The organism is Pluralibacter gergoviae ATCC 33028 = NBRC 105706 (assembly GCF_001598855.1).
GTDB classification, from domain to species: domain Bacteria; phylum Pseudomonadota; class Gammaproteobacteria; order Enterobacterales; family Enterobacteriaceae; genus Pluralibacter; species Pluralibacter gergoviae.
This window is the reverse complement of record NZ_BCZS01000003.1, coordinates 167,843-182,649: the sequence shown is the minus strand read 5'-3', so window position 1 is coordinate 182,649 and position 14,807 is coordinate 167,843. Positions and strand designations below refer to the sequence as shown.

Genomic DNA, 14,807 nt, shown 5'->3' with positions numbered 1-14,807 from the left:
GAAAAACAGGATTATTAGTGGAATAATCCATGCAAGCTTAGGCATTATAAATGAAATGAAGTTCATATTACCTCTAAACAAATGATATTAATGCATGAACAAACTGACTAAATGTGCCAATTTCCGTTTCTGTTCCTCCAACGGCAAATTTAAGTTTGCCGCCAATTTTACGCAAAGCTATACCCTTATTTTCAATTTTAAGCCCACTGACTGACACACCTAAAACCGGCGTCATCCCGATAGATGTCATGTTCATTGAGATGTCGTTCAATTTAATGCTTGCAGAAGCATTTTTATATTCAAAGTACTCTCCAGGGGAAAGCACTTCAACTTTAGAGTCACTCTTAATGGTTATGTTATTTGGCGAAGATATAGATACGCCGCCTTGAATATTTTCATTGAGTTTACCTGCTATACTTCTGGCAACGTTACCATTGATATTTACAAGTTGATTGTTATCTACTGTCAGTTTATCTATTCCCTGTATATACGTTACTACACCTTTTTTATAAGTCACTCGTGTAGCAGCACTAATAGCATCAGATGATGCTGCTGCGAGATAATCCGTAGCAGTTAACACTGTATCTTTCGCAGCAATTATTGGTGCAGATGTTTTTTTAATATCAAAAGGTAGGGGCTTAGTTTCCGAAGTTAGCCCCGATGAGTCAATTACCTGACCAAATATAATATCTGGTGCTTCATACATAATCCTTGACGATGCCTGAGTACTCACCGTTTCATCAGTTTTAATTATAACGTTGCTGGTATAACTATTATTTGAGTAACCAGTTACAGATTTGTTTTCATTATCAACAATAGTCTCATTCCGACCTTTAGCTGTAATAGAAATACTTTGTCCTGCATTGTAAGTCTGCGCATCATGCCCTTCAACAGTCGTTGTTCGGGTATTTTTATGAGCATACATTGTATGCTGGTAAACCACTTCGTTATGGCATCCTTCAACAGAGACATTCATATCCTTTTCCGAATGCAGGTCTACGGACTCCTGGCCAGCCTTATCTTCAAAAAACAAATAGCTGGCATTATCTTTATTGCCACCCTTACTCCGCGTCATAAATCCCATACGCGTAGCATCACCCGGCAGCGCCCACGGCGGCATGCTCGCCTCGTTGTACACCCGGCCCGTTACCAGCGGACGGTCCGGGTCGCCGTTGATGAAGTCTATCACCACCTCGTCGCCCACCCGCGGTATCTGCACCCCGCCGAACCCCTGGCCCGCCCACGCGCTCGACACCCGCACCCAGCACGAGCTGGTGTCGTCTCCCTTCGCCAGCCGGTCCCAGTGGAACTTCACCTTGACGCGCCCGTAGCGGTCCGTCCAGATGCTCTCTCCCTGCGGGCCCACCACCCGCGCCGTCTGCGGGCCGTAGGTCCGCGGCCACGCCGTGCCCTGCGCCGGGCGGTAGACCACCGCCGCCGGGATGACCGTGAACTCCGTGCGGTGTATCGTCTCTCCGCCGTCGCCGCTGGCGTAGCGGTTCTCCTCGAACTGATAATCCGCCGCCGTCGTCAGGTACTGCCCGTTGTCGCTGAAGAACGGCGCGTTGGTCAGCCCGAAGACGTGCCCCGGCGCAATGCCCATCGCCGTCGCCGTGCCGCTTATCTGCTGGTGCTCCACCTGCCAACGCTCCTGGCGGATGCGCGCGTAGAACTCCCCGTGGCCGTGCTCCACGAACCGCCCCGGCCAGTCGTACACGTCGATGCTCCCCGGCACCGGCGACGCCGGGTTCTGACGCGCCTGGAACAGCCACGCGTTCGGCTTGCGGAAGTCGTAGTCGTCCAGGCTGTAAATCCCCGGCGTCACGCTGTCCGACAGCGCCCACTGGCTGATGCCCTCCTCGCTGGTGCTGCCCCCCGACGGCGTCTGGTGGTACGGGATGATTTCGTAGCCGCCGAACGGTTCGAAGCTCCCCTCCGCGTCGGTCAGCACCAGGGTGTGCCTGTCCGCCTCGTGCTTAAAGTGGTAGGCAATCCCCTCCAGCTCCATCAGCCGGCTGATAAAGGCGAAGCTGCTCTCCTGGTACTGCACGCAGTACTCCCACGTCCGGTAGCTGCCCGTCAGCTTGTCCTCCAGGTTCACCTGGTACTCACCGAGCAGCGTCTTCACTATCTGCGGCACCGTCTGCCCCTGGAAGATGCGCAGGTTGCGGTCCCGCTTCATCGGCCACAGGTCCGGCTCCACCGTCAGCGTGTACACCGCGTAGCGCGTCCCGCTCAGCTCCTTGGCGCTCACTGCCACCCGCGTTACCTTGCCGTTGATGTAGCGCGAGGAGAGCAGGCTCTGCGTCGGTATCGTCACCGTCACCGGCTGGCCCAGCAGCTGGCTGCGGTCAATGCGCGCGTCGGTCCCGAGTAGGGTCAGCTCGAGTTCAAACGATTCGGATATCGCCTCCCGGCCGGACAGTTTCCAGAAAAGCAGTTCCCCGGCGGGGAGCGTGACGGTGATGCGGTTGAGCATAGCGTTCATTCCATTAATCGTAGTTTACGCACAGCCGTAATCAAAAAGGTAAACGCTCTGCGGGCGCTGAGCATAATATCCGGCGGACGAAAACTATAATACCAATAAGCGCAAGGATAAAATTTGAAACATTTATTTTGGCATTGTGGACTTTTGGGCGGAAAAAAACTATTAAGAGCTATCTGATTTTTAATTGATTTAAGCTGAGATTTTAAGCTGAAATGTAAAGAAAGATGGGGCATCCATAATACAACGCAATAGTGTCGACGACATCCGGAATAGAGCCCGATGCGGGTTAGCTCTCCAAAGGCACCCCATTTCACACTGTGTGTTGGATAAGCGCAGCACCATCCGACACAGGGCGGTGCATAGGCCCGGCGCTTCGCTTGCACGGGCCTACGCATAACTCAGACTCCGCCGGGAGTGTAGGTCAAGGCCCCGGATGACCACCCGGAGGGGATGGTTCCCCGCACAAAATGCATCCCCCCGCGCATTCATAACGCCGGGGGTTGAGCGTAGTATTCATGATTACCACTCCCCCGATTCACGAGGCCATTATGCAGCGCAACAGCTTCCCTTTTCGTCGGTTCGGTGATTACGAGATAGCCGCCCTCAGCGACGGCACCATGAACGCCAGCCTGGATCTGCTTTCCGGTATCGACGCTGCGGCGGCGGCGGAAATACAGCGTCAGGCGGGCATCGACGCGCCCGGCGATATTCATATCAACGTCTACCTGATCCGGGGCCGGGGTAAAACCATTCTGGTGGATAGCGGCAGAGGCGGGGCCATCGGCGAGCTTGGCGCAGCTCTTGCGGCGTACGGCGTGGCGGCGGACGATATTGACGCCGTGCTGCTGACCCACGCGCATCCCGATCATATTGGCGGTCTGCTGAACGACGGCGGCGGGCCCGCGTTCCCGCGCGCGACCCTCTGGCTGCATCCGCTGGAGGCCGCTTACTGGCAGGATGACGCCAAAATGGCGCAGGCCAGCGAGCGGGCTAAGGGCAACTTCGCCCTCGCCCGCCGCGCGCTTGCCGCCTATAAGGATAAGCTGCACTACTTTAGCCAGCAGGACGTGCTGCCGGGTATTCGCCCGCTGTGGCTGCCGGGCCACACCCCGGGACACAGCGGATTGCTGATTGACGACCCGGCCCAGCCGCTGCTTATCTGGGGCGATATCGTCCACTACCCGCACGTACAGACCGTCCGCCCTTCGGTGACCATCGCCTTTGATATCGACCCGGCGCAGGCGCAGGACACCCGGCGGGCCATTCTGGCCCGCGCGGTACGCGATCGGCTGCTGGTGGCGGGGATGCATCTCGGTACGGCGGGATTTTGCCGCGTCGCCGAAGCCGATGGCGGCTACCGACTGGCATACCAACTGCCGGTCACGTATAAGTAATCCCTCCCACCGGCGGACGCCTGTGGGGCACAAATCGGGCTGATGCCTCTTTCAATGGTGGCGGCGATAGGAGCCTTTCCAGCCTCAGCCCCTTGTCGTGTCGATCCCGCGAGTCGATGTAGAGCATTTGCAATTGAACGTGCCCGCGAACAGTCGGGAATGCGATTTTCATTCGAAAAATTGTATACAGCATATAGCGCGCATTCTTATTTTTCCCCACGTGTATTTTATTATTTCTCTCTGTCGTTTAGACTGTTTTTGAACCAAACCATCAGCAATACGGTCATGACAAGGGATTGATTATGCCAGCATTACAACCACCCTACACAATTTATCAAACGCAGCACCGATTTAACGATTACAGTTCAGACGATATGCGTTATGGAGATCTGACAGAAAAGCAGCTCAGGCAAAATTTCGGACTCGAGGACGTTTCTAACGTTGTAAATCCTTGGACAGGCGAAGATTTTTCGCTCTTTAGAGCTTTCAGTAAGTCACGTCCCAAATCAAGGATGGAAATAGCCAAGCTACTCTTTGATAAGTTTTTACGCCTGTCCATGCCAGCATACTATCTTGGCCAGCGTCAGCTGTTCACAGATTTGGTTAAGCATTTTTATAATGGTCGGGGAAATGCCTTTTCTAGCCCTTTTCTCGATAAAGCTTACAGTGAGCAAATTCTAAACGACAAATCTGAAAAAAACAGCTCTCTACTAGCAATTAAAAATACTATACGTGATGGTATTGACTGGGATAACCGTACATTCTCTGAGTCAGCAGATAACAACTTTAACAAGAACATTAGAACGACCATCTTACCTAAGTTCAATCGTTGGAGCGATTATTTTAATGGGCTTGGCATGTCAGTACATGACATTTATGCTACGAACATTCAAATTATTGATATTAACATTTATGAAGATGAGTTTATAGCAACAATTAAATACCGTGGACAAGATCATTTTGGACTCGATCGGAATGATATTATGGATAAGAGATTTTATTATTTGAGAGTTTTTCGTATCTGGTTTGTACTTCAACGCTGGAATGAGTTCAACTTTAAACCTTTTTTTACCAATATTACTGCTACTGTTACGGTAAAAGGGAGGAAATAATTTTGTGCAAGAACAGAATCAAGATTCCCCTTGTTTTTTTTACATTATTCATCTGCTTTATTGTTTTCAAACTCCTGACACCGGTAAAAGTAATCGCAGTCTATCTTGATGGAAGTTACGCGGATGTTCTCGTTAAGAATTTCCCACTAACGGATCGCGCCAAAATAAAGTGGTGGCAAGAAAACGACTCCATGCTAAAAGAGCATTACAACGTACCAGCGCCTTCAAAGAATGGGGTGTTTCACATCAGCTTTTGGGCTTTTGATAATAATTACAAACCTGAAGGAAAAGAAGATCTGCTGTGTTTCAACCAGATAAAGTCCGAAGCTCGATGCATTGAAAAAAACAAGCTCATGGAAGTCAAGAAAAATAAAAATGGAGAAGTAAGCATTTTAACAGATGATGCTTATATTCTTTCAGAAGACAATATGTTTACTAAAAAAAGGTAGTATCGAGATGCCCGGCGCAAAAGCATCGTCATATTCCGCAATTATTCAAGCTACAGGAACAATGCACCGCATTTTATTCCCGGGGAGACATTGCCCTCAATTTTATCACCTGCGGACTTTTCCCAGTAAAAGTATCCCCTGACCTTAAGGGATAATCTCATACCGGCACGGCGCCGGATACACCGTCCCCTCACGGATAAGTAATCCCCGGCGGATTCACCTCAGACTGACCGACGCTCTCCCCCGCCTCGCCCCAGCGGGCGAGGATTGTCGCCAGTTCGCCGCGGGCGATAGCGCCGTTTATCGCCGACTGTAGAGCATAAGCCAGCCCGTTGCCCTTTTTCGTCGTCACCGCGACAAACGCCTTTTTCGGTCCCAGCCCGACCACTTTCGTGGCGCCGTTCAGCGCCGCCTTGTAAGCCGCCACCGACTGCGGACCAAACAGCACGTCGGCGCGCCCGGACTGAATATAGAGGCTGGAGGAGGCGTCGTCGGTCACGTAAATCGGCAGCGCCGGCTTTTGCCCCGCCTTCTCGTTGATCGCATTCCAGCCGAGCAGGATCCGCTCCTGGTTGGTGCCCGCGCCGACGATGACCCGCTTGCCGGCAAGATCCGCGGGGCCGCGAATCGCCGCTATCGGGCTGTCGGCCTTAACGCTAAAGGCCAGCGAGTCGACCCGGTAGGTCGCAAAATCAAACTTCTGCTTGCGCTGCTCGGTCACCGCGATGTTAATCAGCGCCGCATCGTAGCGCCCGGCGGCGATGCCCAGCGGCCAGTCTTCCCAGGCGGTGGGGACCAGCTTCAGTTTCAGGCCGAGGCTGCCCGCCAGCAGCCGGGCCACGTCCACGTCGCTGCCGATGCGGGTGCGGTTGTCGCTGGCCAGCAGCGCCAGCGGCGGCGAGTTGAGCGCCGAGACGGCCACGGTGAGCGTACCCGGCGCAACGAAGCGAAAGCCGGGCGGGATTTTGGCAATGGCCTGCGGATCGGCGGTAACCGGCAGCGGCGTTTCGTTGGCCCGCAGATCGAGGCTCCCCCCGGCAAAGGCGCCGCCCGCCGCCAGCAGCAGTAGCGCAATCAGGCCCCGCTTCATGCCAGCACCTTCGACAGGAACTGGCGGGTGCGGGGATGCTGCGGGTGGTTAAGCACCTTGTCGCTGCTGCCCTGCTCGACGACTTTGCCGTCCACCATAAACACCACCCGATCCGCCACTTCGCGGGCAAAGCCGATTTCGTGGGTTACCACTACCAGCGTGGTGCCCGAGCGCGCCAGATCTTTGATCACGTCCAGCACCTCGCCCACCAGCTCCGGATCGAGCGCCGAGGTCGGTTCATCAAACAGCATCACCTTCGGGCTGAGGGCCAGCGCCCTGGCGATGGCGATGCGCTGCTGCTGGCCGCCGGAGAGGTGCCGCGGCCAGGCGTGCTCTTTGTCGCGCAGGCCCACCCGGTCGAGCAGCCGACGGGCGCGGGCCTCCGCCTCTTTGCGGCTGAACAGCCGGTGGGCGACGGGCGCCTCCGTCAGGTTATCCAGCACCGTCAGGTGCGGAAACAAATTGAAACTCTGAAAGACGTAGCCGACATTGATCCGCTGGCGCAGCACCGCCCGCTCCTTCAGCTCAAACAGCCGGTTGCCCTCCCGGCGGTAGCCGATGTACTCCCCGTCTATCTGGATAAAGCCTTCGTCCACCCGCTCCAGGTGGTTGATGGCCCGCAGTAGCGTCGATTTGCCGGAGCCGGAGGGGCCGAGTATCACCGTCACGCTGCCCGGCGCCATCTCAAGGGAGACGTTATCCAGCGCCCGGTGGCGGCCAAAATATTTACTGACGCCGGTAATGGCAATGTGGCCGACGGAGTTAGCTGACATGGGCAGCCTCCTGTCCTGAAGGTGCAGAGGATGCCGCCGCGCGGCGGCGCGGGCGGGCGTCGATAGCCGAGCGGCGCTCGCTGCGCGCCAGAGCGCGCTCCACCAGATACTGAATGGCGGAGAGCACGCTGGTAATCACCAGATACCAGGCGGCGCCCACCATCAGCAGCGGGATCACCTGCTGGGTGCGGTTGTAGATCATCTGAATGGTATAGAACAGCTCCGGCATCGCCAGCACGTAAACCATCGCCGTGCCTTTGGCGAGGCTGATGATTTCATTAAAGCCGGCCGGAAGAATAGCGCGCAGCGCCTGGGGCAGAATAATGCGCAGTGTACGCCGCGTCGCGGGCAGCCCCAGCGCGGCGGCGGCCTCATACTGGCCGCGATCGACGCCGAGAAAACCGCCGCGAATAATCTCCGCAGTGTACGCGCTCTGTACCAGCGTCAGGCCGACCACTGCCGTGGAGAACTGCCCCAGCACGTTGATGGTCTGATAGCTCGCCCAGCGAATGCCGGTAAAGGGAATGCCCAGCGACAGCGTATCGTACAGATAGGAAAAGTTGTACAGCACGATCAGTACGACGATCAGCGGCAGGGAGCGAAACAGCCAGATATAGGCCCAGGCCAGACCGCTCAGCAGCCACGATGGCGACAGGCGGGCCAGCGCCAGCAGGCCGCCGAGCAGCACGCTCAGCGCCGTGCCGATAAGCGTCAGCAGCAGCGTCTGTCCCACGCCCTCGAGGATCACCGGGTCAAAGAACCAGCGGGCAAACACGCCCCACTCCCAGCGCGGATTGAACGCCACCGACTGCGCTACCACCGCCAGCACGAACAGGGCGACGGCGGCGCCGGCCATGCGCCAGGGATAGCGCGCAGGGACGACTTTAATGGTTTCATCAGATCTCATGTTGACTCCTCAGGCGCTTTTACTCAGCGACGACTGCGCCAGCGTTTTGGTAAACCGCAGCCGTCCGTCAAACGGCGGGCGGCTGTACTCTTCCGGATCGCGATAAATATCGAAGTGCGGCTCATAGCCCCGGCTCAGGTAGAGCCGCACCGCCTCCGGCTGGCGAAAACCGGTGGTCAGGTAGATCCGGCGATAGCCGGCGAGCAGCGCCCGCCGCTCAAGCTCAGCCACCACTTTCCCGGCCAGTCCCTGCTGGCGCAGCGATTTATCGGTCCAGATGCGCTTGATTTCGGCGGTATCGGCATCAAAGGGCTTATACGCGCCGGTGGCGACTATCCTGCCGTCGCGCTCCAGCACGATAAACAGCCCCTGCGGCGCCAGATACCAGGCCGTCTGTTCAACCTCCGCCGTGCGGGAAAAGTAGTCCCCGTAGCGGGCGGCGTACTCGGTAAACAGTCCGCTGAGGATCGGCAGTATCTCCGCATCCTCCGGCGAGACGTCGCGAAAGCGTTCGCGCATAGCGGCCTCCTTAGTCGCCGAGCCCCGGCGGGTTGATTTCCGACTGCGCAATGCGCTCCACGCCTTCGCCCCACCGGTTGAGCACCCGGTCGTAGTCGCCGCTTTTCATCGCGCCGTTGAGCGCCGCCTGCACCGCGTCAACCAGCCCGCTGCCCTTTTTGACGGTCACGGCGATGTGCGCCGCCTTTGGCCAGCCGCCGCCCACGCTGCCCACCAGCCGGGTGCGGCCGGTGAGCGCCGCTTTCCAGGCGCCGATGACGTTAGGACCGAAGTAAGCGTCGGCGCGGCCGGACTGCAGCGCCAGGGTCTGGGCGGCATCGTCTTTGGTATAGACAGGAGTAAAGGGCTTCAGGCCCTTTTTGAGGTTATCGGCGTTCCAGGCCAGCAGGATCGCTTCCTGATTGGTGCCGGAACCAACGATGATGCGCAGCCCGGCGATATCCTCCGCTTTCTCAAGCCGCGTTATCGGGCTGCCGGTTTTGACGTAGAAGCCCAGCGAATCCTTGCGGTAGGTGGCGAAGTCGAAGCGTTCCTTGCGCGCTTTAGTCACCGTAATATTGCTGATCGCGGCATCATATTTGCCGGAAGCAACGCCCAGCGGCCAGTCTTCCCACGAGGTGGGGACAATGTTGAGCGTCAGTCCAAGGCTGTCGGCCACCAGCCTGGCGATATCCGCCTCGCTGCCGATCAGGGTTTTGTTGTCATCGGCAAACACCGTCAGCGGCGGCTGGCTCAATCCGGCAATGGCGACGGTAAATTTGCCCGGCACCACCGGGGTAAACCCGGTGGGCAGCTTCGCGATGGCCGCCGGGTTTCTGGCGGTATGGATCGGCGCCTGGTTGGCCTCAAGGCTGACGCCGGTGCCGTTAATGGTGACGCTTTCGGCGCGCGCCAGCCCGGAAACCGCCAGCGCGACGGCCAGCAGCAGAGAACGTTTATGCATAGCAGACTCGCTTATTATTGTTGTGTGAACTGATTTTCCGGCAGGCTGAGGCCCAGACTCTCGCGCAGGGTGCGCCCCGGATAGTCGCGGCGAAACAGCCCGCGCGCCTGCAGCAGCGGCACCACCTGCGCTACGAAGCGCGGGAAGGTCTCCGGCGTACCGCCCTGAATAATGAAGCCGTCGGCGCCGCGCGCTTCAAACCACTGCTGCAGGCCGTCCGCCACCTGCTCAGCCGTGCCGGAGAAGCGCGGCCGGGGGCTTGCCGCCTCCAGCGCCGCCTGGCGCAGAGTCAGGCCGCGCTCGCGGGCCTCGCGCTTGATGGCGTCGGTGGTGCTGCGAAAGCTGTTCTCGCCCAGACTGCCGAGATCCGGAAAAGGCGCATCCAGCGGATACTGGCTGAAGTCGTGGTGCTCGAAGTAGCGGCCAAGATAGTTGAGCGCGTTGTCGATCGACACCAGCGCGGCGGTCTCCTGATACTGCCGCTCGGCGTCCGCTTCGCTGTCGCCAACAATCACGCTGACGCCCTGGAAGATATGCAGCTGGTCGTCGCTTCTGCCCCGCGCGGCGAGCTGGCGCTTGACGTCGCGGTAAAACGCCTGCGCCTCTTCAAGCGTCTCCTGATGGGTAAAGATGGCGTCGGCGTGGCTTGCCGCCAGCGCCCTGCCGTCGTCGGAGGCGCCGGCCTGGAAGATAATGGGCCGCCCCTGCGGCGTGCGGCCAATGTTCAGCGGCCCGGCGACCTGGAAAAAGTCGCCCCGGTGATCGAGGGTGTGCAGCTTTGCCGGATTAAAGAACTCGCCGCTGGCCTTGTCGCGCACGAAGGCGTCCGCTTCCCACGAGTCCCACAGCCCCTTCACCACCCGCAGATACTCATCGGCAATGCGGTAGCGCAGGGCGTGGTCGGGATGCCGGGCGCGGGAGAAGTTCTTCGCCGACCCTTCCAGCGGCGAAGTCACCACGTTCCAGCCCGCCCGGCCGCCGCTGAGGTGATCGAGGCTGGCAAACTGCCGGGCGGCGGTGAACGGTTCGCTGTAGGAGGTTGACAGCGTGCCCACCAGGCCCAGGTGCTCCGTCACGCTCGCCAGCGCCGACAGAACGGTCAGCGGCTCGAAGCGGTTGAGAAAGTGCGGAATCGACTTCTCGTTGATGTACAGCCCGTCGGCGACGAACAGGAAGTCGAGCTTCCCCGCTTCCGCCAGGCGGGCGGTCTCTTTAACAAAGTCGAAATTAATGCTGGCATCGGCCACCGCCGCCGGATGGCGCCAGGCGGACATATTGCCCGAGGCGCCGTGCAGAATGGTGCCAAGCCTCAGCTGCCGCTGTTCAGCCATGCGCGTTCTCCTTGCCGTTGAGGGTATGCAGCGCTTTTTCCGCCAGCGCGGCGAAGTAGCGCGCCGCCGGCGCAATCAGCCGCTCGTCGGGGTTAAAAGCCGGATGGTGGAGGCCAAATTCGCTGGCGCTGCCGATGCTGACGAAGGCGCCCGGCGTCTGCTGCAGATAGACCGCAAAGTCCTCGCCGCCCAGGTGCAGCGCGGCGGTAGAGGTCTTGTATCCCTCCTCGTCGGCGACCTGCGTCGCAAAGTCGGCCCAGGCGGGATCGTTGACCAGCGCCGTCGGCCCGGCGTACCACACCACCTCGATGCCGGCGTTAAAGGCGCGGGCAAAGCCGGCGGCGATTTCGCTGAGCCGGGTCTTCACCCGCTGCTGAACGTCGGTGCGGTGGGTGCGCAGGGTGCCTTCCAGTTCGACGCTCTCCGGCAGCACGTTCCAGGTATTACCGCCCTGAATGCGGGTGACGCTCAGCACCACCGAGTCGAGGGTATTCACCTCCCGGCTGGCGATCCCCTGCAGGGCGCCGATCAGCTGGCTGGCGAGCAGGATCGCGTCCTGCCCTTCGTGGGGCCGGGCGGCGTGGGCGCCCTTGCCCTGCACGCGGATAATAAAGCGATCGACGTTGGCGTAGAACGCCCCGCCGCGGGTGGCGAACTCGCCCACCGGCAGGCCCGGCTCGTTGTGCATACCGAAGATGGCCGACACGCCTTCAAGGGCGCCGGCGCGGATCAGCGTTTTGGCACCGCCGAAGTTCTCCTCGGCGGGCTGAAAGAGGATCCGCACCCGGCCGGGCAGCGAGGCCTCCCGGGCCTTGAGCAGCAGCGCCGCGCCGAGGATAACGCTGGTGTGGATATCGTGGCCGCAGGCGTGCATCACGCCGGGGTTCTGCGAGCGATACTCAAGGCCGGTCGCCTCTTCAATGGGCAGCGCGTCAATATCGGCGCGCAGGGCGACAACCCTCTCCCCCTGCCCGACCTCCGCCACCGCGCCGGTTTTCAGCTCCAGCGGCAGCGGCGCGATGCCGGCGCTCTGCAGCCAGTCGCGAACGCGGGCGGTTGTCTCCACCTCCTGCAGGGAAAGCTCCGGGTTCTGGTGCAGCTCGCGCCGCCAGCGAATCAGCTGCTGTTCAAAGCTCATGACGGCACCTCCACGCGGTTGAGCGCCTGGGCCAGCAGCCGCAGCGACGTCAGCCGCGCCGCGCCGTCGGCCACCGGGGTGTCGATAATAAACTCGTCCACACCGTAGTACTGGTGCAGCGTGTCCAGCTGGGCGCGCACCTGCAGCGCCGTACCGTAGAGCAGCGACGAGGTGCGGCGGGCGATCTCGACCGCCGGGCTGCCGGCCTGGCGGGTAAACTCGTGGGCCTGGGCCTCGCTGCCGACGGTAACCCGCTGGCCGTTGGCAAGCACCACGCCCCACACCTCCACCTTCTCCGCCAGCGCCGCCGCCCGGGCCGCGTCCGGCGCGACAATCGCCTGTACCGCCACCATGACGTCGCGGCGGCTCCTCTCACGCCAGCGGCTGATGACCTCGCCCAGCAGTCGGCTCTCGCCGTTGAGATGGGCGGCAAAGACAAAGTTCCAGTCGAGCTGCGCCGCCAGGTCGGCGCTCTCCAGACTGGCGCCGAGGAGAAAGCCGTCCGCCCGCTGCGGCGGGATCGGGGTAGCCCGCACCGTATCGCTGCTGCTGGCTTCGGTCAGCGATAGCCAGTTATCCAGCTGCGCCAGCCGGTCGGCGAAGGTCAGCCTCTCCGGCTGGGCGACGCCCTGCTGCAGCGCCCGGGTGGAAAGCGGCAGGCCGCCCGGCGCTTTGCCGACGCCGAGGTCGACGCGCCCCGGCGCGAGGGCCGCCAGCAGGTTAAAATTCTCCGCCACTTTGTAGGGGCTGTAGTGCTGGAGCATCACCCCGCCGGAGCCGATGCGGATCCGGCGGGTCTGCCCCAGCAGCCAGCCGATCGCTACCTCCGGCGAGGGGCTGGCCAGCTGGTCGCTATTGTGATGTTCGGCAATCCAGAAGCGGTGGTAGCCCCAGGACTCCGCCTGCTGCGCGAGGCTCAGCGTGCGCTTCAGGGCCTGGGCGGCGGTTTCGCCGTTGGCCAGGGGACTCTTATCCAGAATGCTGATTCGGTATGACATATCGCAGGCTCTTGATAATGAACGTGCCTGCATTATGTGAAGGGAGATGCGCCGGGGAGAACTGATTTAATCGGCTTTGCTCTGCACAAAATTAGCTAATGGCGCCCCGGAGGAGACCGGGGCGCGGATATCTCACTCGCGTACAGCACCGTGCAGAGTGCCCGACGTCTGCCGACGGTAGGCGCTGTCCCGGCTCGCCAGCCAGTAGTAGAGCGGTGAAGTCACCAGCATCCCCACCAGCCATGAAAGGTCGGCGCCGTTAATGTAGTGCGACACGTGTCCGGTGTAGATAGGCGTGTTCATAAACGGGATCTGCACCGCGATGCCGACCGCGTAGGCGATCAGCGCGTGCGGGTTGTAGTAGCCGTAGATCCCGCCGTCAACGCGAAAGATGGAGGCGATATCGTACTTGCCCCGGTGGATCAGGTAGAAGTCGATCAGGTTGATAGCGGTCCACGGCACAAGCACCACCAGCAGGGCAAGCACCAGGTCAACGAAGTGGCCGATAAAATCCTTCGAGGTGCCGATAGCGGCAATACTGCAGAGGATCAGCACCACCACCGAAAGCGCGGCGCGGCTTTTGCCGGTGGGGATCCAGCGCCAGGCGAAGGTCTGCACGAGGGTGATGATCGACAGCACCGCGCCGTAGAGGTTGAGCGCGTTGTGGCTGATGACGCTGAGCAGGAACAGCAGCAGCATAAACGGCCCGAGCGCGCCGCAGGCCAGACTTACCGCGTCCATGGTATCGGTGCCCACCGGCGTCGCCAGTACGGCGACAGCGCCGAAGATAAAGGCCAGACTGGAGCCCAGCGTCGAGCCGAGATAGGTTGCCCAGAAAGTCGCGGCGACCGGCACGTCGGCGGGCAGATAGCGCGAATAGTCGGAGACGTAGGGCGCAAAGGCAATTTGCCACAGCGCCGCCAGCGACACGGTCGCCAGCCAGCCGGAGAGATTAAATTCGCCGCGGGTTAAAAAATCACCGGTATGAATATGGCTTAAAATATAAATAAAACCAACCACCGTACTGATGCCTAATACCCAGGTGCCAATCCGATTGAGAATATGAATACAGCGGTAGCCAATAATCCCTATTATGCCGGAACCAATCGCGCCGACAATAATTCCCGCTGACACCGGAACGTCGTTCACCACGCCGTGCAGCGATTTCCCCGCCAGAATAATATTGGAGGCAAAAAAGCCGACGTACATAATACCGGCGATGATCACCACCAGCAGTGAACCTATCGATCCAAACTGGGCGCGGCTCTGGATCATCTGCGGAATGCCCATCTGCGGGCCCTGCGCCGAATGCAGCGCCATCAGTATGCCGCCAATCAGGTGGCCGACGAGGATGGCGACAATGCCCCATAGCAGATTAAGATGAAATATCTGTACACCGAGCGCGCCGGTGACAATCGGCAGCGGCGCGATATTTCCGCCGAACCACAGGGTAAATAGATCTTTAACTTTGCCGTGCCGGTCTTCGGGCGGAATATAACCAATGGTGTATTTTTCAATCAGCGGCGGCGATGTGTTGTTGTCAGGCATAATAAGCTCCGGTCGTGCTTTTTTATTTATCCTCCTGGAATAGGGTGTCCCTGTTTATTTTTATCGGGTAATTCGTCGGCTTGCGCGGAAGAACAGAAATGAAGCTACCGGAGTGTT

11 protein-coding genes and 1 pseudogene are annotated in these 14,807 nt (G+C 59.3%); 3 read left to right on the top strand and 9 right to left on the bottom strand.

Going from position 1 to position 14,807, the window contains the following annotated elements:
- Positions 1-73: 73 nt before the first annotated feature.
- Positions 74-2,479, bottom strand: coding sequence for a type VI secretion system Vgr family protein (locus ENGE1_RS05040; protein ID WP_080964533.1), 2,406 nt, complete (start codon positions 2,477-2,479; stop codon positions 74-76).
- Positions 2,480-3,036: 557 nt separating this feature from the next.
- Here ENGE1_RS05040 and ENGE1_RS05035 point away from each other — a divergent pair.
- The 3 genes from ENGE1_RS05035 to ENGE1_RS05025 all read left to right on the top strand — a co-directional run bounded on the left by ENGE1_RS05035 (position 3,037) and on the right by ENGE1_RS05025 (position 5,443).
- Positions 3,037-3,882 carry an MBL fold metallo-hydrolase gene (locus ENGE1_RS05035; RefSeq protein WP_048252756.1) on the top strand — a complete coding sequence of 282 codons (846 nt, stop codon included), beginning with the start codon at positions 3,037-3,039 and terminating at the stop codon, positions 3,880-3,882.
- Positions 3,883-4,184: 302 nt separating this feature from the next.
- Positions 4,185-4,994, top strand: a complete 810-nt coding sequence (locus tag ENGE1_RS05030) for a DUF3289 family protein (protein WP_064360556.1) — start codon at positions 4,185-4,187, stop codon at positions 4,992-4,994.
- Positions 4,995-4,996: 2 nt separating this feature from the next.
- A complete protein-coding gene (locus tag ENGE1_RS05025) occupies positions 4,997-5,443 on the top strand; it encodes a DUF943 family protein (RefSeq protein WP_043084111.1) in 447 nt (148 codons plus the stop codon).
- 190 nt (positions 5,444-5,633) lie between these two features.
- On the opposite strand, the gene ENGE1_RS05020 is transcribed toward ENGE1_RS05025, so the two are convergent.
- The 8 genes and pseudogenes from ENGE1_RS05020 to ENGE1_RS04980 all read right to left on the bottom strand — a co-directional run bounded on the left by ENGE1_RS05020 (position 5,634) and on the right by ENGE1_RS04980 (position 14,690).
- Complete coding sequence (locus ENGE1_RS05020; protein ID WP_048252661.1) at positions 5,634-6,533, bottom strand: transporter substrate-binding domain-containing protein; 900 nt, start codon at positions 6,531-6,533, stop codon at positions 5,634-5,636.
- Positions 6,530-7,312 carry an amino acid ABC transporter ATP-binding protein gene (locus ENGE1_RS05015; RefSeq protein ID WP_269473355.1) on the bottom strand — a complete coding sequence of 261 codons (783 nt, stop codon included), beginning with the start codon at positions 7,310-7,312 and terminating at the stop codon, positions 6,530-6,532. Before ENGE1_RS05015 ends, ENGE1_RS05020 begins: the two co-directional genes overlap by 4 nt.
- Positions 7,296-8,213 carry an amino acid ABC transporter permease gene (locus ENGE1_RS05010; protein ID WP_048252659.1) on the bottom strand — a complete coding sequence of 306 codons (918 nt, stop codon included), beginning with the start codon at positions 8,211-8,213 and terminating at the stop codon, positions 7,296-7,298. Before ENGE1_RS05010 ends, ENGE1_RS05015 begins: the two co-directional genes overlap by 17 nt.
- 9 nt (positions 8,214-8,222) lie before the next feature.
- On the bottom strand, positions 8,223-8,732 hold the full coding sequence (locus ENGE1_RS05005) for a GNAT family N-acetyltransferase (protein WP_043084117.1): 510 nt from the start codon (positions 8,730-8,732) through the stop codon (positions 8,223-8,225).
- Between the two features lie 10 nt (positions 8,733-8,742).
- Positions 8,743-11,006 (bottom strand): annotated as a pseudogene (locus tag ENGE1_RS29175) (NtaA/DmoA family FMN-dependent monooxygenase).
- On the bottom strand, positions 10,999-12,144 hold the full coding sequence (locus tag ENGE1_RS04990; RefSeq protein ID WP_048273182.1) for a M20 peptidase aminoacylase family protein: 1,146 nt from the start codon (positions 12,142-12,144) through the stop codon (positions 10,999-11,001). Before ENGE1_RS04990 ends, ENGE1_RS29175 begins: the two are co-directional and overlap by 8 nt.
- A complete protein-coding gene (locus tag ENGE1_RS04985) occupies positions 12,141-13,142 on the bottom strand; it encodes an MsnO8 family LLM class oxidoreductase (protein ID WP_048252655.1) in 1,002 nt (333 codons plus the stop codon). Before ENGE1_RS04985 ends, ENGE1_RS04990 begins: the two co-directional genes overlap by 4 nt.
- Before the next feature lie 132 nt (positions 13,143-13,274).
- Positions 13,275-14,690, bottom strand: coding sequence for a purine-cytosine permease family protein (locus tag ENGE1_RS04980; protein ID WP_048252654.1), 1,416 nt, complete (start codon positions 14,688-14,690; stop codon positions 13,275-13,277).
- Positions 14,691-14,807: the final 117 nt, after the last annotated feature.